General features: G+C 35.9%; 17 protein-coding genes. 6 read left to right on the forward strand and 11 right to left on the reverse strand.

The genetic code is table 11. The annotated features are described in order from the left end of the window. Window positions 1-7 precede the first annotated feature (7 nt). Both WC644_03505 and WC644_03510 read left to right on the forward strand, forming a co-directional pair. The gene (locus WC644_03505) at window positions 8-1,330 is read left to right on the forward strand and encodes an FAD-dependent oxidoreductase (protein MFA5011000.1); all 1,323 of its coding nucleotides are present in this window, start codon (window positions 8-10) and stop codon (window positions 1,328-1,330) included. After that, window positions 1,331-5,617, forward strand: coding sequence for an acyl-CoA dehydratase activase (locus WC644_03510; protein ID MFA5011001.1), 4,287 nt, complete (start codon window positions 1,331-1,333; stop codon window positions 5,615-5,617). Here WC644_03510 and WC644_03515 read toward each other — a convergent pair. Together WC644_03515 and secA are read right to left on the reverse strand one after the other, a co-directional pair. Further along, window positions 5,611-6,036 (reverse strand): hypothetical protein, encoded by a 426-nt coding sequence (locus WC644_03515; GenBank protein ID MFA5011002.1) that lies wholly within the window; start codon window positions 6,034-6,036, stop codon window positions 5,611-5,613. The two genes, WC644_03510 and WC644_03515, sit on opposite strands and share 7 nt — an antisense overlap. After that, window positions 6,033-9,101: a preprotein translocase subunit SecA gene (gene secA, locus WC644_03520; GenBank protein MFA5011003.1), complete on the reverse strand. Its 3,069-nt coding sequence runs from the start codon at window positions 9,099-9,101 to the stop codon at window positions 6,033-6,035. The genes WC644_03515 and secA overlap by 4 nt, the downstream gene beginning before the upstream one ends. Before the next feature lie 239 nt (window positions 9,102-9,340). Between secA and WC644_03525 the strand changes: the two genes are divergently transcribed. Beyond that, entirely contained in the window at window positions 9,341-9,673 is a 333-nt protein-coding gene (locus WC644_03525; GenBank protein ID MFA5011004.1) for a 4Fe-4S dicluster domain-containing protein, read from the forward strand. Between the two features lie 56 nt (window positions 9,674-9,729). Here WC644_03525 and WC644_03530 read toward each other — a convergent pair whose 3' ends face one another. The 6 genes from WC644_03530 to WC644_03555 all read right to left on the reverse strand — a co-directional run bounded on the left by WC644_03530 (window position 9,730) and on the right by WC644_03555 (window position 16,812). After that, entirely contained in the window at window positions 9,730-10,404 is a 675-nt protein-coding gene (locus WC644_03530) for a signal peptidase II (protein MFA5011005.1), read from the reverse strand. A 7-nt stretch (window positions 10,405-10,411) separates the two neighbouring features. After that, window positions 10,412-11,098: a conjugal transfer protein TraR gene (locus WC644_03535; GenBank protein MFA5011006.1), complete on the reverse strand. Its 687-nt coding sequence runs from the start codon at window positions 11,096-11,098 to the stop codon at window positions 10,412-10,414. A gap of 31 nt (window positions 11,099-11,129) precedes the next feature. Then, window positions 11,130-14,267 (reverse strand): isoleucine--tRNA ligase, encoded by a 3,138-nt coding sequence (gene ileS / locus WC644_03540; GenBank protein ID MFA5011007.1) that lies wholly within the window; start codon window positions 14,265-14,267, stop codon window positions 11,130-11,132. Between the two features lie 770 nt (window positions 14,268-15,037). Beyond that, entirely contained in the window at window positions 15,038-15,520 is a 483-nt protein-coding gene (locus WC644_03545; protein MFA5011008.1) for a hypothetical protein, read from the reverse strand. A 15-nt stretch (window positions 15,521-15,535) separates the two neighbouring features. Continuing rightward, window positions 15,536-16,207 (reverse strand): hypothetical protein, encoded by a 672-nt coding sequence (locus tag WC644_03550; protein MFA5011009.1) that lies wholly within the window; start codon window positions 16,205-16,207, stop codon window positions 15,536-15,538. A 2-nt stretch (window positions 16,208-16,209) separates the two neighbouring features. Continuing rightward, window positions 16,210-16,812, reverse strand: a complete 603-nt coding sequence (locus WC644_03555) for a sigma-70 family RNA polymerase sigma factor (GenBank protein ID MFA5011010.1) — start codon at window positions 16,810-16,812, stop codon at window positions 16,210-16,212. Window positions 16,813-16,927: 115 nt separating this feature from the next. On the opposite strand from WC644_03555, the gene WC644_03560 reads away from it, so the two are divergent. Together WC644_03560 and WC644_03565 are read left to right on the forward strand one after the other, a co-directional pair. After that, a complete protein-coding gene (locus WC644_03560) occupies window positions 16,928-17,959 on the forward strand; it encodes a transglycosylase SLT domain-containing protein (protein MFA5011011.1) in 1,032 nt (343 codons plus the stop codon). After that, window positions 17,956-19,104: an aminotransferase class V-fold PLP-dependent enzyme gene (locus tag WC644_03565; protein ID MFA5011012.1), complete on the forward strand. Its 1,149-nt coding sequence runs from the start codon at window positions 17,956-17,958 to the stop codon at window positions 19,102-19,104. Before WC644_03560 ends, WC644_03565 begins: the two co-directional genes overlap by 4 nt. Before the next feature lie 51 nt (window positions 19,105-19,155). Here the strand turns inward: WC644_03565 and WC644_03570 are convergent, their stop codons facing one another. The 3 genes from WC644_03570 to WC644_03580 all read right to left on the reverse strand — a co-directional run bounded on the left by WC644_03570 (window position 19,156) and on the right by WC644_03580 (window position 22,093). Further along, window positions 19,156-19,881, reverse strand: coding sequence for a phosphoribosyltransferase family protein (locus WC644_03570; GenBank protein MFA5011013.1), 726 nt, complete (start codon window positions 19,879-19,881; stop codon window positions 19,156-19,158). Beyond that, complete coding sequence (gene ettA, locus WC644_03575) at window positions 19,871-21,544, reverse strand: energy-dependent translational throttle protein EttA (GenBank protein ID MFA5011014.1); 1,674 nt, start codon at window positions 21,542-21,544, stop codon at window positions 19,871-19,873. Before ettA ends, WC644_03570 begins: the two co-directional genes overlap by 11 nt. Before the next feature lie 93 nt (window positions 21,545-21,637). Next, the gene (locus WC644_03580) at window positions 21,638-22,093 is read right to left on the reverse strand and encodes a MerR family transcriptional regulator (GenBank protein MFA5011015.1); all 456 of its coding nucleotides are present in this window, start codon (window positions 22,091-22,093) and stop codon (window positions 21,638-21,640) included. A gap of 219 nt (window positions 22,094-22,312) precedes the next feature. Between WC644_03580 and WC644_03585 the strand changes: the two genes are divergently transcribed. Beyond that, entirely contained in the window at window positions 22,313-23,971 is a 1,659-nt protein-coding gene (locus WC644_03585) for an amidohydrolase (protein MFA5011016.1), read from the forward strand.

Here is a 23,971-nt window from a genome sequence, read left to right on the forward strand (position 1 = left end):
AATATAGATGTCAAAAAGTGTAACAATATTAGGAGGCGGTTTAGCGGGTATTTCATCAGCTGTTTTTCTTCACGATGCAGGTTATGAAGTAAGTCTTTACGAATCAAAATCAAAGCTTGGAGGAAGAACCTTCAGCTTCGATGATGCAGAGACCGGAATGAGATTCGATAATGGTCAGCATATACTTGCAGGATGGTATAAGAATACATTCAACTTATTTGATAAGTTAAATCATATTCCCGACCTATCACTTCATCAGAATCTTCATGTTTATTTCAGGGATAGAGAAGGAAATGATTTTGAGTTTATAGCGAAAGGTGATAATCCATTCGTTGCAGCGGCTAAAGGATTTATGAATTATCAACCCTTAAACTTTAAGGATAAGCTGAGTCTTCTGCGGTTGCGTGAACTGATTGAAATAGATTTCCCGAAAAAAATAAAAGATAAGAAACTTGGCTGGCTTCTTGATTATCTTAAACAAACTGACAATCTAATTAAGTACTTTTGGGAACCATTCGTTTTTGCAGTTTTTAATACTTCGCCTGAATACGTTGATGCAGAATTATTTTATAATGTGCTTGCAACTGCTTTTGATGATCCTGCTGCAAATACATTAATTATTCCAAATGATTATCTTGACAACATGATAGCAAATCCGTTTATAGAATATTCAAAGAATAAAATTAATATAAGCTACAATTCAACAGTAAAAGAGATTAGGGTAATAGATGGCAGAATTACTGAATGTATTCTTGATAACGGCGAGATTATTAAATCAGATCTGTATGTATCGGCAGTACCTTTTCATAGTTTCAGACAAATATTCAGTAAGGGTGTATTTGATGAATACTTTAACAGTTATGTAGTAATGAAACCTGCGTCGATATTATCAATATTTTTAGTTCCTGATAAAATGCCTGTAAATATAAAACATAAATACTATTTCGGTATGGTTGGTATCCTTGGTGGATTGATGCACTGGGTATTCTTCAAGGAGAATTACATCTCAGTAACAATAAGTGCACCTGAGTATACAGTAAGGGGTTTTGGGCAATTAAGCAAAGATGATGTTTGTATTAGGGTTGAACGAGAAATCAGAGATTATTTCCCTGAATTCAGAGATATCCATTTTAAGAGAATAAAATATTACAGAGAGAAAAGAGCTACTTTTCTTCCAGAAACAAATTCTATGAAAAGCAGATTAAATACTGTCTGTAATATAAAAAATTTATTTATTTCAGGGGACTGGACTAACACAGGTTTGCCATCGACTATTGAGAGTGCTGTATTAAGTGGCAAGAAATGCATGGAGGCAATTATAAAATTATAAATGAAAATTGAAAAGGAAATATTGTCATTAGGGATTTGCATTGGTGCATCAACAATATCTTTCGTTAAAATGGCAAGAGATATCTGCGGAAAGATTATATCCCTAAAACAATATTCACACGAAGGAAATCCAAAAGCATTATTGAAGAAGTTCTTTGAAGAAAATAATTATGACAGGTACTCTGTTGTTGTTACAGGAAGGAAATTTAAAAATCTTATAAATGCCTATGTAATACCTGAACCTAAAGCAATAGAGAATTCTTTGAAGTATTTAGGCCATACAGGCGAAAAGATGGCGATTGCAAGTCTTGGTGCAGAGAATTTTATGGTATATTGCGTCAATGAAAGAGGTACGTTGGAGAATGTGATGACAGGCAATAAATGTGCATCAGGGACAGGCGAATTCTTTCTTCAGCAGATAAGCCGAATGAATATATCAGTAGATGAAGCGGTCAGTATATCCGACAACAAGAATCCATACAGCGTTTCCGGACGATGCAGTGTATTCTGTAAGAGTGACTGCACACATGCTCTAAATAAAGGTGTCCCGATGCCTAATGTTGTTTCAGGACTCGGTAAAATGATTGCAGACAAGACAGTTGAGCTTTTAGCGAAGCAAAAGTACAAAAAAGTTTTGCTAATAGGAGGGGTTTCAAAAAATAAATCTGTATATGATTTTATTAAGAAAGAGTATCCAGATACATTCATCATAGAGCAGTCCTCTTACATTGAGGCTCTCGGTGCTGCTATTGAAGGACTTGAAGTACATCGACCTTTTGATTCGAGTAAAGTATTCAAAGATTATCAACACCAATTCTCTTTCCATAAGCCACTGAAAAGTCCAGAAGCTTCAGTGGAATTCAAATCTCTTGAGAGGTCAACCGCAAAGGACGGTGATGAGTGTATTCTTGGTCTTGATGTTGGTTCGACAACGACGAAAGCTGTATTAATAAACAGAAATAGCAATGCTTTACTCGCTTCAATATATCTTAGGACTAACGGTAATCCAGTGAAAGCATCAATAGAATGTTACAAGGAAATCTGTAAACAGTATGATGCAAAAGTTAAGATTATTGGATTGGGTGTTACCGGTTCAGGTAGGCATATTGCTGCGTTGCATGCAACTACAGACGGAGACGTAAATGAGATTATTGCTCATGCTGTAGCCGCTGCACACTTTGACAAAGAAGTGGATACAATTTTTGAGATAGGTGGACAGGATGCAAAATACACACATTTGACTAACGGAGTAGCGAGTGATTATGCTATGAACGAAGCATGCTCTGCCGGAACCGGTTCGTTCCTCGAAGAAGCAGCAAAAGAATCTCTGAATATTAACTATACTGAAATTGCTGATATAGCATTCAAAGCAAAGAATCCATTGAATTTCAACGATCAATGCGCTGCATTTATATCGAGTGATATTAAAAATGCTGGACATGAAGGTGCTAACAGTGAAGATATTGTAGCAGGGCTTGTCTACTCAATTTGTCTAAATTATGTTAACAGGGTAAAAGGCAACAGACCAGTTGGTAATAAAGTGTTTATGCAGGGTGGGGTGTGTTATAACAAAGCAGTTCCTTATGCAATGTCTCTTTTAACCGGTAAGGAAATAATTGTGCCTCCTGAGCCCGGACTCATGGGAGCCTTTGGAGTCGCTCTTGAAATAAAGAGCCGAATAAAACTAGGACTTTATAATGAACAGAATTTCAAGTTAGACGAATTAATCAATAGAGAGTTCAATTATTCAAACAGATTTACATGTGCAGGAGGTAAGGAAAAGTGTGATTTAAAATGTTCGATTAATATTGTAGAAATAAACGGCAGAAAATATCCGTTTGGGGGTGCATGCAGTAAATATTATAATGAGAGAAGGAATATTACATCTGATACCGAAAAGAATAACGTAGTAAAAAGTAGGCAGGATGCTGTTTTTAGCAAATATCTTGTTGAAGAAAATTATACCGGTAAAAGAATAGGTATTTCAAAAAGTCTACTTACAAATACATTGTTTCCTTTTTACTATAATTTATTTACTATGCTTGGGTATAATGTGGTTTTATCGGATAATGTAGATAAAGACGGTTCGGATAAGATTAGAAGTTCTTATTGTTTTCCTGTTGAGTTATCCCATGGATTTTTTCAGAATCTTATTTCTAAGAATGTTGATTATATATTCCTGCCGCACATCAGTCAAATGGAGGGACGTGATAAGTTTGAATACAACAGAATGTGTGTGTTTGTACAGGGGGAGGCTTATTTCCTAAAATCCACATTCAGGGATGAGATTGAGAGAGATAACGGTGCAGTTATACTGTCACCTGTACTTGATTTCTCGAAAGGAATTGAAAAGACCAGGGGAACGTTCGCAAGTATGTTTATTGATCTTGGTGCAGATATGAAAAGTTTTGATGTTAGTTTCGATTTTGCCGCGGAGAGTTTTGAAAGCATGAAAAGGGATTTCAAGTCGATTGGAAAAGAAGTATTAAAGGAAATTGAAAGCAATCCTGAAGAAATAGCCCTGGTACTGTTTGGAAGACCATATAATGCATTTGCGAAGGAAGTGAATCTAAACATACCCCATAAGATAGCGTCGCACGGCTACAAGATTATTCCTTATGATTTCCTGCCTTATGAGGAGAAGTCATCATATGAGAACATGTACTGGTTTAGCGGTAATGAAATTCTCTCTGCTGCAAGATTTGTAAAAGATCATAAACAACTCTTCGGTGTTTTTATAACAAATTTCTCTTGCGGACCTGATTCATTTATTATTCCTTATTTCAGAAAAATAATGGGGTCGAAACCATCACTTACACTCGAGCTTGATAGTCATACTGCGGATGTAGGTGTTGAAACAAGAATTGAAGCGGCACTAGATATTATAAGGAATTACATTATTCTGAATAAAGATACAAAATCAGATGAAGAATATGGTTATGAATCACTAAAAGTTATAAGCAAGAGTAAAGAGATTTTTGTAGAAGATTTTAAGGGAAATAAGTTCCCTATACAATCTGATGACGTGGAGGTATTAATCCCATCGATGGGGAGGTACAGTACAGAAGCTTTTGCAGCTGTTTTCCGTTCTATGGGTATAAAAAGCAAGCCCCTTCCAGTACCGACTTTTGAGACACTAAAACACGGTAGGGGTGTTGCGACATGCAAGGAATGTCTTCCATTTTTACTTACAACAGGTTCTTTGCTGGAATATTTAAATAATAAGAAAGATTCAAACTTAAAGACATTATTCTTTATGCCACACGGATATGGTCCCTGCCGGCAAGGACAGTATCATACACGATTAAAAGATATACTTCAGACTTCAGATATAAAAAATTCGGGTGTAATTTCGATGGACGACGAATCATCATTCAGCGATTTTGGAAATGATTTCTTTATAAGACAGTGGACCGGTCTTATGATTGCAGATATAGTTCATGATATTGAAAATGCAATAAATGTTATTGCTGTTAATAAAGAAGAAGGATTGAGAATAATTAAAGAAAATTGGAAACTGGTTCTTAATGCACTGGAATCTGGTAAAAATGGGGTAATTTATAATCGTTTAGAGGAGTTGGCGGTCACATTATCAGAGCTTAAACTAAAGACAAATTACAATGATACTAAAATCGTCTCCCTTGTAGGCGAAATCTATGTGAGGAGAGAAGAATATTCAAGACTTGATTTGATAAAAGTACTTAATGAGAACGGTTTCCTTGTAAGAACTGCACCAATAACCGAATATGTATATTACACCAACTATCTTCAAAGAAATAACATAGTTAAAGCCTTTACTCCAAAGGAAAAAATAGCACTATTCATAAAGGAAAAAATACAGAAAAGGATAGAAAAAAGGGTAAAGAAGATACTATCAAAATCAAATCTAAGTTCACCAGAAATGATAGATGTCGAGAGAACAATCGATTACGGAAACGAACTTATTTCAGAGAGACTTATTGGAGAAACAATTCTAACTGTGGGATTGTCATTAAGGGAAATATTAGATCAATCATGCGGTATAATCACCATAGGTCCATTCAATTGTATCCCAAGTAGACTTGCAGAAGGAATACTTAGTAAAGAAATGACTTTAGAGGGTAAATACAGGTTTGGGAAGCTGCAAAGAAATGGCTATCCAGAATCTGTTCAGAATTTACCATATCTTCACATTGAGACTGACGGGAGTGCTTTTCCTCAGATAACTCAGTCGAAAATTGAGATATTTATGATGCAGGCAAATAATCTTCACGAAGAAATGAAGTTAGTGAAACATAAGTTTCACTGATTATTTTTAATGTCGTTAAAGTAGTCTTTACATACAGACAAATCTTCAATCAGTAGATTCAAATTCAGAAGACAATCAGGTGTTAAGTCGAAAAACTTACTCTTAAAAGAATTTATAATAATTGGATTGGAATTGTTTAATCCATTGAGAATTAGTTCTGTAAGGTTTTTAAGTTCGGACGAATATTCAGAAATTAATCTATCGTAATTTTCTTTTTGCTCAATGCTCACAGACATAACCTTTGAAAGACCTTTAAGAAATTTTGCTTTAAATATTATATCGTGAAATGATTTATCACCATGTTTAGAGAATGTTTGTTCAATCAGAGCGGAAAGTTCAAATTCGTTTTTAAGTATTCCGCCTGAATACTCCTTAATATCAAGAATAAGATCTATAGTTGTTTCAGAGAATTTCATCATGCCTTACCATGGCAGTTCTTGTATTTCTTACCACTTCCGCAAGGACAAGGATCATTTCTGCCTATTTTTTCACCTACATGAACAGGTTGATGTTTACCTGTTCTGGCTGCTTCATTTTCTACGGGGTCAAGATTTGCAGAGTATCCCATTCCGTCTGATGTATCATGACGTGTCTGAAGTCTTGAAGTATTAACTGATTTTGGTCCCGGTATTTGTGATTCTTCCTGAGTCTGAATAGTAAACTTAAATATGAAGTTAATCGTATCAATAGCAATAGAGTTTAGCATTTCCTCAAACAGTTTGAATCCATCCATCTTATATTCAACGAGTGGGTCTTTCTGACCATAAGCACGGAAATTAATACCTTCTTTAAGGTCGTCCATTTCGCGAAGGTGTTCTTTCCATTTATCATCGATAATCGTGAGCATGGCAAATCTTTCGATTTTACCCATAAGTTCAGTACCGTATCTATCTTCTTTTCTCTTATAGAATGCTTTAGATTCGCTAATTATTAAATCATGGACTCCTTTCTCACCGAGCTGCTGGAATTTTTCCGGAGTAAGGTCAAGTCTTACAAGGAAAGTTCTTTGCACTTCATCAACAAGACCTTGAAGATCTGATTCAGGGAAATAAGATGCGACAATCTTGTCAACATTTTTTTCAACCATTTCAAAAAGCTCGTCTTTAAGTCTTTCTCCCATAAGAGCCTGTCTTCTGCGTTCGTAGATAACTTCTCTCTGTTGGTTCATTACGTTATCGTATTCGAGTAGTCTCTTTCTAATGGCAAAGTTGTTTTCCTCTACTTTCTTCTGAGCTCGTTCAACTGAATTAGTTATCATTTTATGTTCGATTGCCTGTCCGTCTTCAATACCGAGTCTCTGCATCACGTTAGCAATTCTTTCACTTCCAAAGAGTCTCATTAGGTCATCTTCAAGGGAAAGGAAAAACTTGGATGAACCGGGGTCACCTTGACGTCCAGCACGTCCTCTCAATTGTCTATCAATACGTCGAGATTCATGGCGTTCAGTACCCATAATATGTAGTCCCCCAGCTTCAGCGACACCAGGACCAAGTTTAATATCCGTACCTCTACCTGCCATGTTAGTGGCTATAGTAACAGCTCCCGGTAAGCCAGCATTTGCAACAATTTGTGCTTCACGTTGGTGCTGTTTTGCATTAAGTACTTCATGGGGAATACTTCTTCTTTTTAAAAGTCTTGAAATTGTTTCAGAAACTTCTACGCTAGTAGTACCAACGAGCACAGGTCTTTTATTCTTTCTCATTTCATCAATCTCATCAATGACAGCGTTATATTTTTCACGTTTTGTTCTATAAATATAATCATTTTGGTCGTCTCTGATACATTCAACATTAGTCGGGACGACAACAACGTCAAGCTTATATATTTCAAAGAACTCAGTAGCTTCTGTTTCAGCAGTACCCGTCATACCAGCAAGTTTTTTGTAAAGTCTGAAATAGTTTTGCAGGGTAACAGTAGCGAGAGTTTGCGTATCCTTTTCAACTTTAACGCCTTCTTTAGCCTCAATAGCCTGATGCAATCCTTCTGAATATCTTCTACCGGATAGAATACGACCTGTAAACTCATCAACAATCATTATCTTTCCGTCCTGAATAACGTATTCAACATCTTTTTCATAAAGACCGTAGGCTTTTAAAAGCTGCTGAACCGTATGCAGCCTGTCACTTCTTTCGGCATAAACTTTATAAAGTAATTCACGCTTTGCTTCTCTATCTTCTAAGGATAACGATTCATCATTTTCAAGTAGAGCAATCTCAGAGCCGAGGTCAGGAAGAGTAAAGAAGTCTTTCTCCTGAGTTGACGGGGCAAGATACTCACGACCTTTTTCTGTTAAGTCTGTAACATGGGATTTTTCCTCAATAACAAAGAAGAGTTCATCGTCAACAAGGTGCATATCCCGCGCTTTATCCCTGTTATAGAAGTTATCTGTTTCAATCATCAACTTTTTATTGCTCGGGTCTGATAGGAGTTTTTGCAGTTTCTTGTGTTTTGGGAAACCATGGTTAGACCTTAAAAGTAAAAGTCCAACACGTTCAAGTTGTTCCGGGGTAGGATTACCTTCAGATAGAATTCTTTCACACTCACCGGTCAGTGAGGTAACTAGGTTCTTCTGTGCATCGACGAGACGTTTGATTCGAACATTCATCTCATCAAACTTATGTGTAGGAGCATCAACTGGTCCAGAAATAATCAGTGGAGTTCTTGCTTCATCAATAAGCACTGAGTCAACTTCGTCAACAATTGCATAGAAATGCTCACGCTGAACGAGATGGTTTACATCCACAACCATATTATCTCTCAGGTAGTCGAATCCAAACTCATTATTTGTTCCATACGTGATATCGCAATTGTACATTTTTCTTCTCGTTTCGGAACTAAGGTCGTTAAGAATAACACCTACTGTCAATCCATGAAACTTGAAAATCTCACCCATCCACTCGCTATCTCGTTTTGCAAGGTAATCGTTAACAGTAACGAGGTGAACACCTTTGCCTGCGAGTGCGTTAAGAAAAAGAGGCAGAGTAGCCACTAGTGTTTTACCTTCGCCAGTTGCCATTTCCGAAATTTTTCCCTGATGAAGTACAATACCGCCAATAAGCTGTACATCGAATGGAATCATGTTCCATTTCACTTTAGTGCCAGCAGCTTCCCATTCTTTGTCAACAAGTCTGCGGCATGTATCTTTAACTACGGCGAACGCTTCGGGGAGTATTTCGTCAAGCGTTGCCTTAATTGTTTCATAATAATCTTTATTCAGTTGATCGAGTTCATCGTAAATCCCATATCTTTCTTCATGCTCGAGGTCTGTCTTAAGTTTTTCCTTTAATTCATTAATTCTTTCTTCAAGTTCTTTAACTTCGGCTTTAATTCTATCTTTAAGTTCCTGAGTTTTTGCCCGGAGTTCATCATCAGAGAGGGAATTATATTCAGCGTAATACCTATTAATTTCATCAACCAACGGCATCACTAATTTAATATCTTTTTCGTGTTTACTTGGAAAAAATTTTGATAATATCTTTAACATAATACGTTTATTTTTAATGTAATCAATAATTTAACATATTCTATGAACAAATAATATTCATAAAGCGATTCAATTCCTTTGATTTTGTGCTGATTTAAGTGGTTTTAACGAAATATGGTAAAATCGGACAAAAATGTTCTTTATTTTATTAATGGAATATGAACTAAAAATACTGTAATTTACAATTGCAGATTTAATGTGAAAATTAAAATTAATTTAAATAATTAAGGAGATTTAAAATGGCAATAGTAATAACATCAGAATGCATAAATTGCGGAGCTTGCGAGCCGGAATGCCCTAATACTGCGATTTACGAAGGAGGTGCGAGCTGGGCTTTAGCAGGAAAAGAATTCGGAGACGGACATGATGCACCATCGGGAGCAAAAGGATTTTTCTCTACTGATTTCTTCTACATAGTACCAGATAAATGTACAGAATGCAAAGGATTTCATGATGAACCGCAGTGTGCTGCAGTATGTCCGGTTGATTGCTGCGTACCTGACCCGAATCATATTGAGACTGAAGAAGAATTACTTAAGAAGAAGGAATATCTTGACGGTTTAGGAAGATAGTTATTCTTTTGAAATTTAAATCATCATGAGTAAAGACAGAGATGTTTATAAAAGAATCAGTTTATTTGCTTCTCACTATTGTGTGCGGATTCGATAGTAAGCTGATTCACTGATGATGAATCGATTTGATTATCTGTATTAATAACAGGATTATCTTCAGAACTTAGAGTGCCGGTAGATTCATCGGCACTTTTTTTATCGAAAATTTTAGAATATCCAAAAAGGACCATCAAGAATCCGATTGTAACAGAAATATCTGCTACATTAAATATTGGCCATGAATAGAAAGTTTTACCAAGGAGATTAAAATCAGGGATATTAAAATGGAAAAAATCAACTACCTTACCGTAAAATATAGGTGCATAACCGAAAATTACTCCGTAGAAGAGTCTGTCTATAAGGTTACCGACAGCTCCACCGAGAATGAAAGCCAATGAAGCTCTGAAGTAGAAACCTTCATTCTTATTCTTATAAATAAAATAAATTATCAAAAATGTGGCAATAAGAGTAAAAATTGACAGAGTCAGCTTACCTCCGAATTCTATCCCGAAAGCCATACCGGGGTTTTCAATGAAAGTCAATTTAAAGAAATCTCCAATAAGATTGATGCTTGAACCGAGTGTCATACCTTCAACATTAATACCGAGTGAGGGTATTTTAATACCTTTAACTTTCAGTTTTGAAAGCTGGTCAATAATAACGACAATCAGAGAAATGTAAAGGACTCTCAATTAAAAATCAGCTCCTATAATTTTTACATTCGATACAGTGTTGAGTAATCGGGACAATCTCAAGCCTTTCCTTTGGTATCAAGGGACAGGTCTTGCACAAGTTTTTTGGCTCATCTATACAATCAGCACAAACACCGTAAGTACCTTGATCAATTCTTGTAAGAGCCTCTTCTATGTGACCGAGATATTTTTCGTCTCTCTGAACAAACATATAGTTCTTTTCTCTTTCCATTTCGTCTGTACCCTGTTCTGCCATGTGTGATGCATAGGATAAATCGTCGCCGACGTATTCACCCGATTCACTATCAACAAGAGTTTTCATGTTAGCGCGAGCACTGGCTATAATTTTAGCTTTTTCTTCAAGAAGAATGTTTTTAAAGTGTAAAAGGTCTCTTCCCGAGTATCTCTTCTTGTTGTTTTTATTATTAAAAACTTTAATTCTTTTGGTTTTAATAACATCTACTTTACCGGATACTTTTTTAGAAACAACCTTTTTAGTCTTTGTTTTTGCAGCAGGTACTTTTGATACTACTTTCTTTACAATTTTCTTTGCAACAGGTTTTTTAGCTGCAATTATCTTTTTAGCCGCAGGTTTTTTAACTACAACTTTCTTCTTTGCCGCAGGTTTTTTAGCTACAGCCTTCTTCTTTGCTGCAGGTTTTTTGGCTGATATTTTCTTAGTTTTCTTTGCCATATTAATACCCCTTTATGTAAATAAATTATAATTATACTTTTTCGATGTAAAAGTCGCAATATACATCATTTATATCTGTTTTGATATACTCTTTTTCAGACATAATTTTATCTGTAATATCAATACAACCGACTTCTTTGGAGATAAATTCAATGTTCTTTTTAAATAATGAAGAAAAGTTATCGTCTGCTTTAATAAAAATCCTAATTTTATCGTTAACGTCAAAATTATTATTCTTTCTATAGTTCTGAACCCGGCTTATAAATTCTCTAACGAGACCTTCTTCGCGTAGCGCTGAGTCGAGCTTTGTATCAAGGGCGATTGTTATACCACCGCTGGATTCAACAATCCAACCTTCAATATTTTGGGTGAACAGGTCAATATCTTCATTAGTGAAAGTAAAACCTTCCTTTGAAACCTGACCTGTTTTTTCAAGTTCAGAGATTTCCGACTTATTAAGCGATAAAATTAATTGCTGAACTTTTTTAACGTCTTTTCCGAATTTAGGTCCGATAGACTTAAAGTTCGGTTTTGCCTTCTTGACTATAATATCAGAATCGCCTTCGAGAATAACAAGTTCCTTAACGTTAATTTCCTCGAGGATAATATCTTTAACGTTATTGAGTCTTTTCTTTTCATCAGTGCTGAGAACAGGAACGAGAAGCTGCTTTAACGGCTGACGCACTTTGAGATTATTCTTCACTCTTACAGCTCTAACGAGATATACTATGTTCTGAGCGAGAGACATCTGCTGTTCAAGTTCTGTATTTATAGCTTTGGCATCAAAGTCAGTAAATTCGCTTAGATGTACAGAGCCTGCTTCAGGCATTAGATTTGTGTAAAGCTTCTCAGAAATAAACGGAGAAATTGGAGCTATCATTTTAATGATTTCAACAAGACATTCAAACAAAGTCTGATAAGCTGAGTTCTTATCGTTTTCATTTTCAGGGTATCTAAACCTTTTGCGGTTTCTTCTTACGTACCAATTCGAAAGCTCATCAATGGTGAAATCATAAATATATCTTGCGGCTTTAGTAATTTCATAACCTTCGAGATTCTCGAAATATTTCTTTTTGAGAGAATTGAGTTTCGATATAATCCATTTGTCAATTTCCTGACGATTGTTTATTTCTACCTTTTCGGATTTTGCATAATCAAAACCACTCATGTTTGAATAAAGAACAAAAAACTTATAAGTGTTTGTTAGAGTATCAAAGAACTTATTCTTCGTATCAGTCATTTCATCTTCGTTGAAGTTCTTTGATTTCCAGATTGGAGTATTCCCGACAAGATACCAACGAAGAACGTCAGCACCGTGCTTTTCCATCATGTCAAACGGGTTAACAGCATTGCCAAGAGACTTACTCATTTTCTTACCGAACTTATCGAGAATGAGACCGTTAACTATCAGGTTCTTGTAAGCGGGTTTATCGAAAAGGAATGTGCCAATTGCATGCAGTGAGTAAAACCAACCGCGAGTCTGGTCAACACCTTCCGCGATAAAATCAGCAGGATAGTTTTGTTCGAACCATTCTTTGTTTTCAAAAGGATAATGGATCTGAGCAAAAGGCATAGAGCCGCTATCGAACCAGCAGTCTATTACTTCCGTTACGCGTTTCATTTCCTTGCCAGTATCTGAAATAAGTTTTATACTGTCAATGTATGGTTTATGGAGGTCGAAGGGAATATCTTTATAGACCTCATCAAAATTCGATGCTTTCTTTTTGAGTTCTTTAATGCTGCCTATACATTCATAAACTTCTTTGCCATTATCATCTATGTAATACCAGACGGGCAGGGGAGTTCCCCAGAATCTATTTCGTGATATTGCCCAATCTTTGTTTTCTTCAAGCCAGTTACCGAAACGTCCGGTGCCAAACTCAGTCGGATTCCAGTTTATCTGCTTGTTTAACTCAATCATTTTATCTTTATAAGTAGTAGTGCGAATAAACCAAGAATCCGTAGCATAATACATAAGCGGCACTTTGTGTCTCCAGCAGTGAGGGTATGAGTGAGTGAACATTTCCTTCTTGTAAAGTCTTCCATCGGCTTTCAGGTCGAGTATTAAGTCAGGGTCGGACTCTTTGAAGTTTCTGCCTGCATATTTACCTGCTTCTTTCCTAAATAGACCGTCGCGATGAACTGCCTGAAGGACAGGAAGGTCATACTTCTGACCTATAGTATAATCGTCCTCACCATAAGCCGGAGCGATATGAACTATACCGGTACCATCATCGAGTGTTACGAAGTCACCGAGAGTAACATAATAAGCTTTCTTTTCAAGCTTAAAGAAGTTGAACAAGGGTTCGTATTCGATGTGTTCGAGTTCTTTGCCTTTAAGTTTTTTAATTATTTCATATTCGTCTTTTACAGCTGATAAACGCGATTCGGAAAGAATGAGATTCTCATCCTTAACAGTTTTTATTAATACATAATCTGATTCAGGGTTAACGCAAAGAGCAACGTTAGACGGCAGAGTCCATGGAGTAGTCGTCCAGACGAGGAACTCGGCATCTTTATATTCTTCAGATTTAATTTTAAACTTAATATAAACGGACGGGTCTTTCAGGTCAACATAACCCTGTGCGACTTCATGCGAAGAAAGAGGTGATTCGCAAATAGGGCAGAATGGGAGGATCTTAAAACCCTTAACCATAAGACCTGCATCGAAGAATTTTTTAAGAGCCCACCAGACGGATTCAATATATTCGTTGTGAAACGTTACGTAAGCATCGTCGAGGTTAATCCAGTAAGCCATTTGCTTTGTTAGGATTTCCCATTGGGAGAGATATTTGAATATAGACTTTTTACATTCCGCATTAAAATTAATAGCACCGAATTCATAAATATCGTGACGAGACTTAAGACCAAGTTCCTTTTCAACCTCAACTTCGACGGGCAGACCGTGAGTATCCCAGCCAGCTTTACGATTTACTCGATAACCCTGCATGGTTTTATATCTGCAGATAATGTCTTTTACAGTTCTGGCAATAACATGGTGAATACCAGGTAGTCCGTTTGCTGTTGGAGGACCCTCGTAAAAAGTAAAATGCTTTTCCGGATTTTTAGAGCTGACACTTTTTTCAAAAGTCTTATCTTCAGCCCAGAAATTAAGCATTTCATCAGCTAAATCAGGCAACGAAAAATTATCGGGCAAATTCTTATACATTATACCATTAAAAATTAATAAACATTAAAAATACTCAAAAAATGAGGTAAATTCAATGATGATATGGAGATTTTGGAGAACCAAAATTTACGTTTGGACAAAAAGGGCTTTCTATGTAAAAATGAGCAATATACAAACAAGCGGAGAGTCTTCGACTCAGATTATGTAATACGTCAGTACTGAGGATATTTCATAATAGGATAAGAACTCATTCAAAATGAATAATGTCATTGATTGGCTGAAGTTACATAATGAACAATGTCATTGATTGGCTGAAGTTACATATTGGTTATGTGGAATATGTTTGGTATAAACTAATACGGCTGAAATTCGAGCTTAATACGAGACTAATACGGAAAGTATAAGTACTATAATTGTACTATTATCGGACTTTAATCGTACTTTTATTGGAGATTTATTAGGAATGCTGTATTAACATATATTTAAGTCTATTGATATAAGGATTAGGGCTAATTACTGTACCAAATATAGACCATATTATTAATATATGTTACATTTTTAATATAGTGATATTTTTTATAAATGTCAAGATAAATTTTTCAATTCTTGTAAATAAAATATTTGTTAAAAGAATTTTGGATAAGATAAAAGGAGGTAAAAGAGATTTGCTATAAGAAGGTTGAAGAGAAGAATTTCAGATTTTGAATTTAGATTCCGGATTACTGGTGCAGCAGGGAAGACAGAAAATAAAATCAGAGCATTGCGGAGGGCAGCAATGCTCTGATTTTTTATTAAATTATGCTGAGATTTTAACGATTATCGTATTTACGATTTTCTTTGTCTTTTTTAGATTTCTTTGTTTTCTTGATTTCTTTCTTCATGAACTTTTTGACTTCTTTTTGGAATGCCATAGTTTCAGCGATTTGAGTAGGTGTAAGCAGAGCTTTCATTTTAGTTTGCATATCCTGACGGCTCTTATGAACTTTATCCTGAAGAGCTGAGAGTTCATCGAGTTTGGAACTTACGTCAGAGCTTTCAGGATTATCAGAGATTTCCTTTTTAAGGGTTTTAATCTGCTTTTTCAAATCTTTTATTTCTTTACGATGTTCAGCGGATATTTCCATTACCTTATCTGCTGTTGATTCTGAAAGACCGACTTTTTCGATTAGTTTTTCTTTAAGAACTTTGTTGAGTTTTTCTCTCGCACCTGTTGTATCTTTTTGAGCGAATAAACTTGAACCTACAAAAAGAGTCAGGACGATTGTGAGAATTAAGATTTTTGTTTTTTCCATGATTATTTTAAGTTTTTAGAATTTAGTTTCCGAAAGTGTATTTATTAATTCAATTTGTTCAATGTGTGAAAGTGTTTCAAAATCCGAATAGTAAAACAACTCCTCATCCGAATCACCATTCTCATCGTATAATTCCAAGATGTTAGCATTTTCGATAGCAATTAATTCAGAAGCGTCTCCGGATTCTGAAAACTCATCGTCTTCGGCTGATTCCAGAGCGATATCGTTTTCATCATCAATAGATTCATATGATGATTCAGAATCAAATTTCATGATATCGCTAATAGTATCGCCGTACCTCGAAAACATGGATTCATCTTTATTGTTTTTGTTTGAGAACGTAATGATTACAATCAAGAGAATGACCGAGACTGCCGGAAGAGCGTATTTGTAAAGGTATGACAGCTTAAAGAAACCTGAGATGCCCATGCTTTCCTTTTGGTTTGCAATCTTTTCATTTATCTTCGGAACCATGTTAGTAAAGTAATGATCAGGAGGACTACTGAATTTCAAATCTTTTATTGTTGAGTATGTTTCGGTGAATGATTCATACTCCTTTTTGAATTCAGGATTAGAGTTTATTTCAGACTGAATTCTGAGCAAAAGATTATCGTCAGTAATTTTACCTGTAACATAGTCGGGAAGATGAAACAAAAGCTCTTCATTATTTGAAATACCATTACTCATTGTTAGTCAATTTCTCCTTTCACTTTTTTATTATTAAGAAACGACTGAATCTTTTTAAAAGCATGAAAATAATTTGCTTTAAGACCACCGACAGATTTATTTAGAATCTTGCTAATTTCTTCATAGGAAAGTTCATCGTAGAATCTCATGTTAAACACGGCTCTTTGCCTGTCAGGGAGAACCGCAACGGCTTCAGCAATAAGTTTCGACCTGCTTTCTGAGTCGAAATCAGTTGGATTATTTCCGTCATCGGAGATGTTATTAATCATATCGTTATTTATCACTGTTTCTTTCAAATGTTTGTTTTTAACTTTTTTAATATGATTCAGGGAAAAATTAACAGCCATTTTGTACAAGTACGTGAACAAAGCCGATTCACCCCGAAAGTCTTTCAAAGCAGAATGCAGTTTAATAAAAACATTCTGCGTTATGTCGTCTGCATCGTCATGATCAATGACCATTCTCCGAACCGTCCAGTAAATACGTTTCTGATATTTAAGAACGATTAGATTGAATGCGTTCGAATTACCGTTTAAAAATTCTTCGATAATTAACTTATCGCTACTTTGAATATTTAGTTCACTTTTATCCAGATTGTCATCTATTAATTATCCAAGATTAAACAGAATAAATTTAATAATCAACTGTTTTAAATCGTTCATGAGTAAGACAATATGAACGGCGGAATAGTTTAAACTATGAATAGTTTTTATACTGATAATGAAGAGGGAAATAATTAATTTAATTTTAAGGAGAAGTATAAGTACATATAATATCAACAAGGTAAATCAATATATAAAGAGAAATTATATAGTTTGGTTAGGAATAATTCTATTACTGACGATTCTTGGAATTGCATTAATGAATGTATTTGAGCCGAAGAAGCAGAAGGTTACAACAGAGAGCAATGATGCATTTTTCCCATCGACGCAGGACACATCACAGAAGAAAAGCAGTTCACTAAATTCTGGTTATATATTAGTAAAGCTAGAAAATTATTTGATTAACTGGTCATATATACTTGATATAGTTGCATACAACAAATCGTTTATCATGAATGATACGGCATGGAATCTTGATCAGTATGAGAAGATAATAAAATCGATAGATAAGAAGAACATGTATTTTTCGCCGGGGAACGTGGCGTCGCTTGTTGAACAATACGGTGATTTGATAAAGCAGCACTGCAATCATTATAAACTTGACTGGAGATTGATATTAGCGATGATAAGGCAGGAGTCGTACTTCAATCCTGAGGCGGTTTCGCGGGCGGGTGCATACGGATTTATGCAAATAATGCCGAGGACTGGTCAGGGATTACAGAACGAGTTGAACCTTGAGGATACAAAAACTCCGACTAATAATCTTACTGCGGGAATGTATTACTACGCAACGCTTGTCGGGTCGTTTGAATTTACGGGAGAAGACAAGTATAAGTTTGCTCTTGCGGCTTATAATGCGGGGCTCAGTAGGGTAGTTGATGCGATGACTATTGCAAATTATTTTGGGAAGGATTACACTAAATGGTCTGATGTAAAAGATTTTTATCCATATCTTGCATCTAATCAGGATTCAATACACAGACTTGTATGGCCAAAAACAGGCAGGCCTCCGGGAGGAACGCTAAACAACTGGCAGGAGCCGTACAAGTATGTTGAGTATATAATATTTTATTATGAGAACTACAAAAATTATTATCCGAGCAATTTAGAAGAACCAAAGGTTAAGAAAGGGAAGAGGAAAAAGAAATGATTGTAAACAGTTTTGAAGAAGCGAGAGAATTATTCCCGATGGCGAAAAGCTGTGTATATCTTGATTCGGCGCATTATGCACCGTATTCGACAGAGACACGAAGAAGGCTTCTTGATTTTATAAATAAGTTTACGGAGACGAACTACAATCTAAGCATTTTCCACAATGAAATATCAATAAGATTAAAAGAGAAGATATCGAGATTGATTAATTCAGGTCCTGAAGATATAATATTAACATCTTCAACGACGCATGGTCTTAATATATTTGCGAACGGAATCAATACAGAAGACTGCAAAAATACTGCGTATGCTGATTCCGAGTTCCCTGCGGTTGTATATGCGTGGATGAACCAAGAAAAGTTAAGGGGAATAAAGAACTTTTTAATACCATCGAAAAACGGAAAGATAAAACTTAGCGATGTTGAAAAAGTTTTATCGGAAAATAAGATTGATGTACTTACAATAAGTACGGTAGAGTTTCTGGGATTTAAGAATGACCTTGATGCATTGAGAGAAATAACGAATAAATACAATACAATGTTTGTTGTTGATGCAATACAGAGTATCGGTGCAGTGCCTATGGACGTGAAGAAGCATGACATAGACTTTCTTGCAGCGGGGTCGCAGAAGTGGATGATGTCGCCGGCGGGAACAGGGTTTGCATACATAAAGAAAACAATTAAGAAACATGTAAGCCCGACATACGTAAGCACAATGAGTATTGATTTCGATTTCACAAACTTTCTGGATTACAAATTCAAATTGAAAGAGGATGGAATCGCTTATGAAAACTCAACTCCGAATACGCTTGGAATGATAGGTCTGGAGTCGTCTATGGATTTATTCCTGAGTCTTGGTACGGAGAATATTTTCAAGCAAATAACAAAAATACTTGACAGGTTCATTGATGGAATTGGCAGTTGCAAGAATTTTTATGTAGAGTCTGACATGAGAGAACAGCACAGGTCGAATATACTTATCTTTTCGCATAAAGACAGAAGCAGGAATGCAGAGATACAAAAAGAGCTTGAAGAAAAGAAAGTCTATATTGCACTAAGAGAGGGATATCTCAGAGTTTCACCGCATTTATTTAATAATGAAGATGATATTGATAGACTGTTGGAGAGTTTGGAGAAGTATTAAATTGGATTTTATAGAGTTTTTCAAAATGTATTAATGCGATAGAAATAGAGATTATTTAGCTAAACCTATAGAAACTGCACCGACTGATACAGATGTTTCTTGTTTCAGGAGGCGGATTACTTCTTTTATTGTTGAGCCGGTTGTTATGACATCATCGACGACGAGGATTCCGTTATTGAGTTCAGAGTTTTTTAGTTTTGGGTTTAAGGCGAATGCATCCTTAACATTTTCAATTCTTTCCTCGAATGAGAGTCCTGTCTGGGATTTTGTATTTTTTACGCGGATAATATTTTCATTCAGAATTTCCATCGGGAGAACTTCAACGATTCCCTTGCAGATGAACATGCTTTGATTGAAACCTCGTTCACGGAGTTTGCCGGAATATAAAGGTACGGGCAGAAGGTAAGTGTATTCTTTAAGTTTTTCAGTGTAGTGAAGCTTCAATTCCGTACCGATAATATTTCCGAGAAATGTGCCAATTTTGGTGAATCCTCTGTATTTAAGGTAATGGATTAATGACTGGATACCGCTTTCATGTCTGAATGCATATTTTGAGAAGAAAAAATCAGCATTTATTTTGGAACGCATAAATGAGAATTCATCTTCATTTATTAATTCAAAAGATTGAAGAATGCTGTCAATTACGAAATCGTTAGAGTTATCATCAGGTATTCTTGAATCCGAAACGATGCAGATTTTCGGATATAAAAAATCCACAACATCATTAAATAGTGTTGTGGATTTATTAAAAAGAATATCTTTAATGCTATTCGACAAGTTTTTTATATTTAAATTTCTTAGGAGTAACTTCACCGAGTCTTTTCTTTTTGTTTTCTTCATATTCAGAATAACTGCCTTCAAAGAAATACACCTGCGAATCACCCTCGAATGCGAGTATATGAGTAGAAATCCTATCGAGGAACCATCTATCGTGCGAGATAACAACTGCACATCCAGCGAAGTCTTCAAGACCTTCTTCGAGAGCACGGAGGGTATTGACATCTATATCGTTAGAGGGCTCGTCAAGAAGGAGAACATTAGCTTGCGATTTAAGAGTAAGAGCAAGATGAAGTCTGTTTCGTTCGCCACCTGAAAGGTTTTTAACAAGCTTTTCCTGATCAGCACCGTTGAAATTAAATCTTCCGACATAAGCCCGTGAGTTATACTGTTTACCTCCAAGTTCAATTGTTTCCGCACCTTCGGAAATGGCTTTCCAGACAGTATCTTCGGGGTTGAGGTTAACGTGGCTTTGGTCAACATAACCCACAGTAACAGTATCGCCGACTTCAAAATTACCTGCATCAGGTTTTTCGGTACCGAGAATCATCCTAAACAGAGTGGTTTTACCAGCACCGTTAGGACCGATAACGCCGACAATACCAGCCGGGGGCAGAGAAAAATTCAGGTTTTCGTAAAGGAGTTTATCGCCATAAGCTTTTTTTACGTTAACTGCGTCAATTACTTTATTACTCAGACGCGGACCGTTTGGAATGTATATTTCAAGTTTTTCCTCTTTTTGTTTAGTATCTTCATTCAGGAGTTTATCGTAAGACTGCAAACGAGCTTTTGACTTTGCATGCCGCGCTTTAGGGGACATACGCACCCATTCAAGTTCGCGTTCAAGAGTTTTACGTCTTTTACTTTCGGACTTTTGTTCCATCTCGAGCCGTTTTGCTTTCTGGTCGAGCCAGGAAGAGTAATTCCCTTCCCACGGAATACCCTCACCGCGGTCGAGTTCAAGAATCCAGCCGGCAACATTATCGAGGAAATACCTATCGTGAGTAACGGCAATAACGGTACCTTTATATTTCTGGAGATGAAGTTCGAGCCACTGCACTGACTCAGCGTCAAGGTGGTTAGTCGGCTCATCAAGCAGAAGAATATCGGGTTCCATAAGAAGAAGTCTGCACAGGGCAACCCGTCTTCTTTCGCCTCCGCTGAGATTTTCAACGAGAGCATCTTCATCAGGGCATTGAAGAGCATCCATTGCACGTGCAAGTTTTACATCAAGTTCCCATCCGTTTTTATGTTCGATAAGTTCCGTTAGTTCACCCTGCCGTTCAATGAGTTTTGTCATCTCATCATCTGACATTGGTTCGGCAAATTTATTATTCACCTCTTCGTATTCTTTCAGAATATCAACTATTTCCTGAACACCTTCCTGAACGATTTCCTTGACTGTTTTTGTATTATCGAGTTCGGGCTCCTGAGGAAGAAGACCGACAGAGTATTCTTTTGTGAAATGTACCTCACCTTCGAAGCTTTGTTCGATACCAGCGATGATTTTAAGGAGGGTTGATTTACCAGAGCCGTTAAGACCAATGACGCCAATTTTGGCACCGTAGAAAAAAGAAAGATAGATATTCTTAAGGACAGTTTTATGAGGCGGGAAAGTTTTTGAAACTCCCACCATTGAGAAAATTATTTTATTATCGGACATATATTGTATTAAGTTTGAATAAGACTTAATGATTACAAAGAAGAGAAATATAAATAATATTAACTAAAGAAATAAGGCGGACTGAAAAAGAACTTAATCTAAATCGTCTAAAAGTCCTTTCAAGAAGTTTCTAAGTTCGTATAGGTCTTTTTTAAGTGCTTTACCTGAAATGGAATCAAAATCATCGTTATCAACGGATTCATTACTGAACAGACTCAACTCTCTGGACTGATTATTCACGAAGGGTTGAGGTTTACTTTTCGGATGAGAATCAGAGAGTTTAGGAGAACCCTTTGCAAGGGCTGATTCTTCCTTAAAGTTATAGTTCTTTAACAGTTTCTTCGCACCTTCTATAGTATATTTTTCTTCTTTTAAGAGTCTTTTAATGTAAAGAATGAGCTTAATATCTTTATTAGTATAAATTCGATTCCCCGCAAGATTCTTTGCCGGTTTTAAAAGCTCAAATTCGGTTTCCCAATACCTCAAAACGTACTGTTCCAGGTCAGTAATTTTTCCAACTTCACTGATGGAATAGTAAAGTTTTTTCATAGTGAACTTATCTTTCATTGACAGATTACTTTGCTTCATATATGTAAGATATTAACAAATTATAAATAAAGCAATACCACTTTAAGTATTACTTCCGAAATAAGGGCTATTTACCATATAAACAGTAAAATATAGAAAAGATTTAAATTGCATTTTAAAAGAAAGCAGTATTTATTATGTTAATAGGATAAACAAAGAATGTAAATAAATCAAATTATTATGAGATACATAAAATCTATATTAATATTATTAGCAGTAGTATTGTTTACTTCCTGTTCACAATCACCAACAACTGTCTATTATAACGGGAAAATATACTCACTTGATGACAATAATTCCCAGTTTGAAGCAATGGCAGTAAGAGAGGGAAAGATAGTTGAAACGGGAACGAGTGCTAATATTAAAGACAAGTATAAATCTGACGAAGCTATTGACCTTGCTGGTAAGACGGTTTTACCGGGTTTTATTGATATGGAGGGTTCAATAGTCGAGTTTGCGAAGAATCTCGGATTCATAAACTTTTCTAATGCAAAATCTATAGCAGAAGTACAAAAGATAGTAGAAGAAAATGCGAAGAAAAGAAACGACGGAAGCTGGATAGTAGGATATGGTTTGAACGAATTAAATTTTTCTGAAGAGGATTTAGTATCTATTAATAAAAGCATACTTGACAAAGCCGCACCTAATCATCATGTTTACATAGTTAATATAACGGGTGATATGGTATGGGCGAACAGCAAACTTTTGCAATTTCTACAGATAACAAATTTAACACCAAATCCGAGGGACGGTGAGATAGAGAAGAATGAAAAGGGCGAGATTACAGGATTACTTTTTGATTCTGCGGTAAATATAGTTAAGGAAAAATCTCCGGAAATATCAAAAGATGACCTGAGCAATTTACTTCAGACTGCGACGAAGGAAGTCACAAAATACGGGATAACAGAAATACACGACAGGACAATAAACAGCAGTTCGATAGACATATTCAGACAGCTAATTGACAGCAACAAATTTTATGTAAAAGTTTATGGTGTATTAAGTGTAGGAGATGATACATTTGAGGAATATTTAAAGAGGGGAATACTCGTTGATTATAAGGATATGTTAACTGTACGTTCTGTTTCTATTGATTATGACGGTGCTCTAAACCTACAGGCAGCGTCAATGAAAGATTCTTACAAAGAGCAAATCAGAAGCACTTTCCAATATGCCACAGACGAAGAAGTTGAGAGCAATTTCCGTAAAGCAATTGAGAAGGAGTTTCAGTTTTGTATCAAGACTGTCGGAGATAAGGCAGTTCACAATAACCTTAATATTATTGAAAAAGTCCTGAATGAGAAAAAGCCAAAAGGTACGAGGACTATACTTGAATATACGGAATTTGTACAGCCGTCAGATATAAGCAGGTTTGGTACGCTTGATGTAATACCATCAATAAGACCGGAAGTAACTATTGATAACCTTGTAACGATAGGAGAATACCTGCCAGAATCTAATGGATACAATCTCGGGATGTGGAATTCGTTACTGCAAAGTTCTAAATACATAACAGCGGGCACGAATTTCCCTTACAGCGCTTATATAAGCCCGATTGCGCTTATACACTTACTTGTGAACAGGCAACCACTTGATACTACATTAAGCAGCATTCCAAATATGAATCAGAAACTTTCCGTACTTGAAGCTATAAAGTCTTTCACTGTTTATGCGGCGTATGCAGGTTTTGAAGAAAAGACAAAAGGCTCATTACAGAAGGAAAAATACGCGGATTTTGTAGTGCTTTCAGAAGATATATTTACGATAGACCCGAAGAAGATAAAAGACATACAAGTACTAAGAACTGTTATTAACGGAAAAACAGTTTTCAACAAATAA

It is taken from the genome of Ignavibacteria bacterium (genome assembly GCA_041649015.1).
GTDB lineage: Bacteria > Bacteroidota > Ignavibacteria > Tepidaquicellales > Tepidaquicellaceae > CAIKZJ01.

What these genes read in the sequence shown, in the direction of transcription:
- WC644_03505 (MFA5011000.1), top strand. Translation starts at nt 8, where the DNA reads ATGTCAAAAAGTGTAACAATATTAGGAGGCGGTTTAGCGGGTATTTCA.
- WC644_03510 (MFA5011001.1), top strand. Translation starts at nt 1,331, where the DNA reads ATGAAAATTGAAAAGGAAATATTGTCATTAGGGATTTGCATTGGTGCA.
- WC644_03515 (MFA5011002.1), bottom strand. Translation starts at nt 6,036, where the DNA reads ATGATGAAATTCTCTGAAACAACTATAGATCTTATTCTTGATATTAAG.
- secA (MFA5011003.1), bottom strand. Translation starts at nt 9,101, where the DNA reads ATGTTAAAGATATTATCAAAATTTTTTCCAAGTAAACACGAAAAAGAT.
- WC644_03525 (MFA5011004.1), top strand. Translation starts at nt 9,341, where the DNA reads ATGGCAATAGTAATAACATCAGAATGCATAAATTGCGGAGCTTGCGAG.
- WC644_03535 (MFA5011006.1), bottom strand. Translation starts at nt 11,098, where the DNA reads ATGGCAAAGAAAACTAAGAAAATATCAGCCAAAAAACCTGCAGCAAAG.
- ileS (MFA5011007.1), bottom strand. Translation starts at nt 14,267, where the DNA reads ATGTATAAGAATTTGCCCGATAATTTTTCGTTGCCTGATTTAGCTGAT.
- WC644_03545 (MFA5011008.1), bottom strand. Translation starts at nt 15,520, where the DNA reads ATGGAAAAAACAAAAATCTTAATTCTCACAATCGTCCTGACTCTTTTT.
- WC644_03550 (MFA5011009.1), bottom strand. Translation starts at nt 16,207, where the DNA reads ATGAGTAATGGTATTTCAAATAATGAAGAGCTTTTGTTTCATCTTCCC.
- WC644_03560 (MFA5011011.1), top strand. Translation starts at nt 16,928, where the DNA reads ATGAAGAGGGAAATAATTAATTTAATTTTAAGGAGAAGTATAAGTACA.
- WC644_03565 (MFA5011012.1), top strand. Translation starts at nt 17,956, where the DNA reads ATGATTGTAAACAGTTTTGAAGAAGCGAGAGAATTATTCCCGATGGCG.
- ettA (MFA5011014.1), bottom strand. Translation starts at nt 21,544, where the DNA reads ATGTCCGATAATAAAATAATTTTCTCAATGGTGGGAGTTTCAAAAACT.
- WC644_03580 (MFA5011015.1), bottom strand. Translation starts at nt 22,093, where the DNA reads ATGAAAAAACTTTACTATTCCATCAGTGAAGTTGGAAAAATTACTGAC.
- WC644_03585 (MFA5011016.1), top strand. Translation starts at nt 22,313, where the DNA reads ATGAGATACATAAAATCTATATTAATATTATTAGCAGTAGTATTGTTT.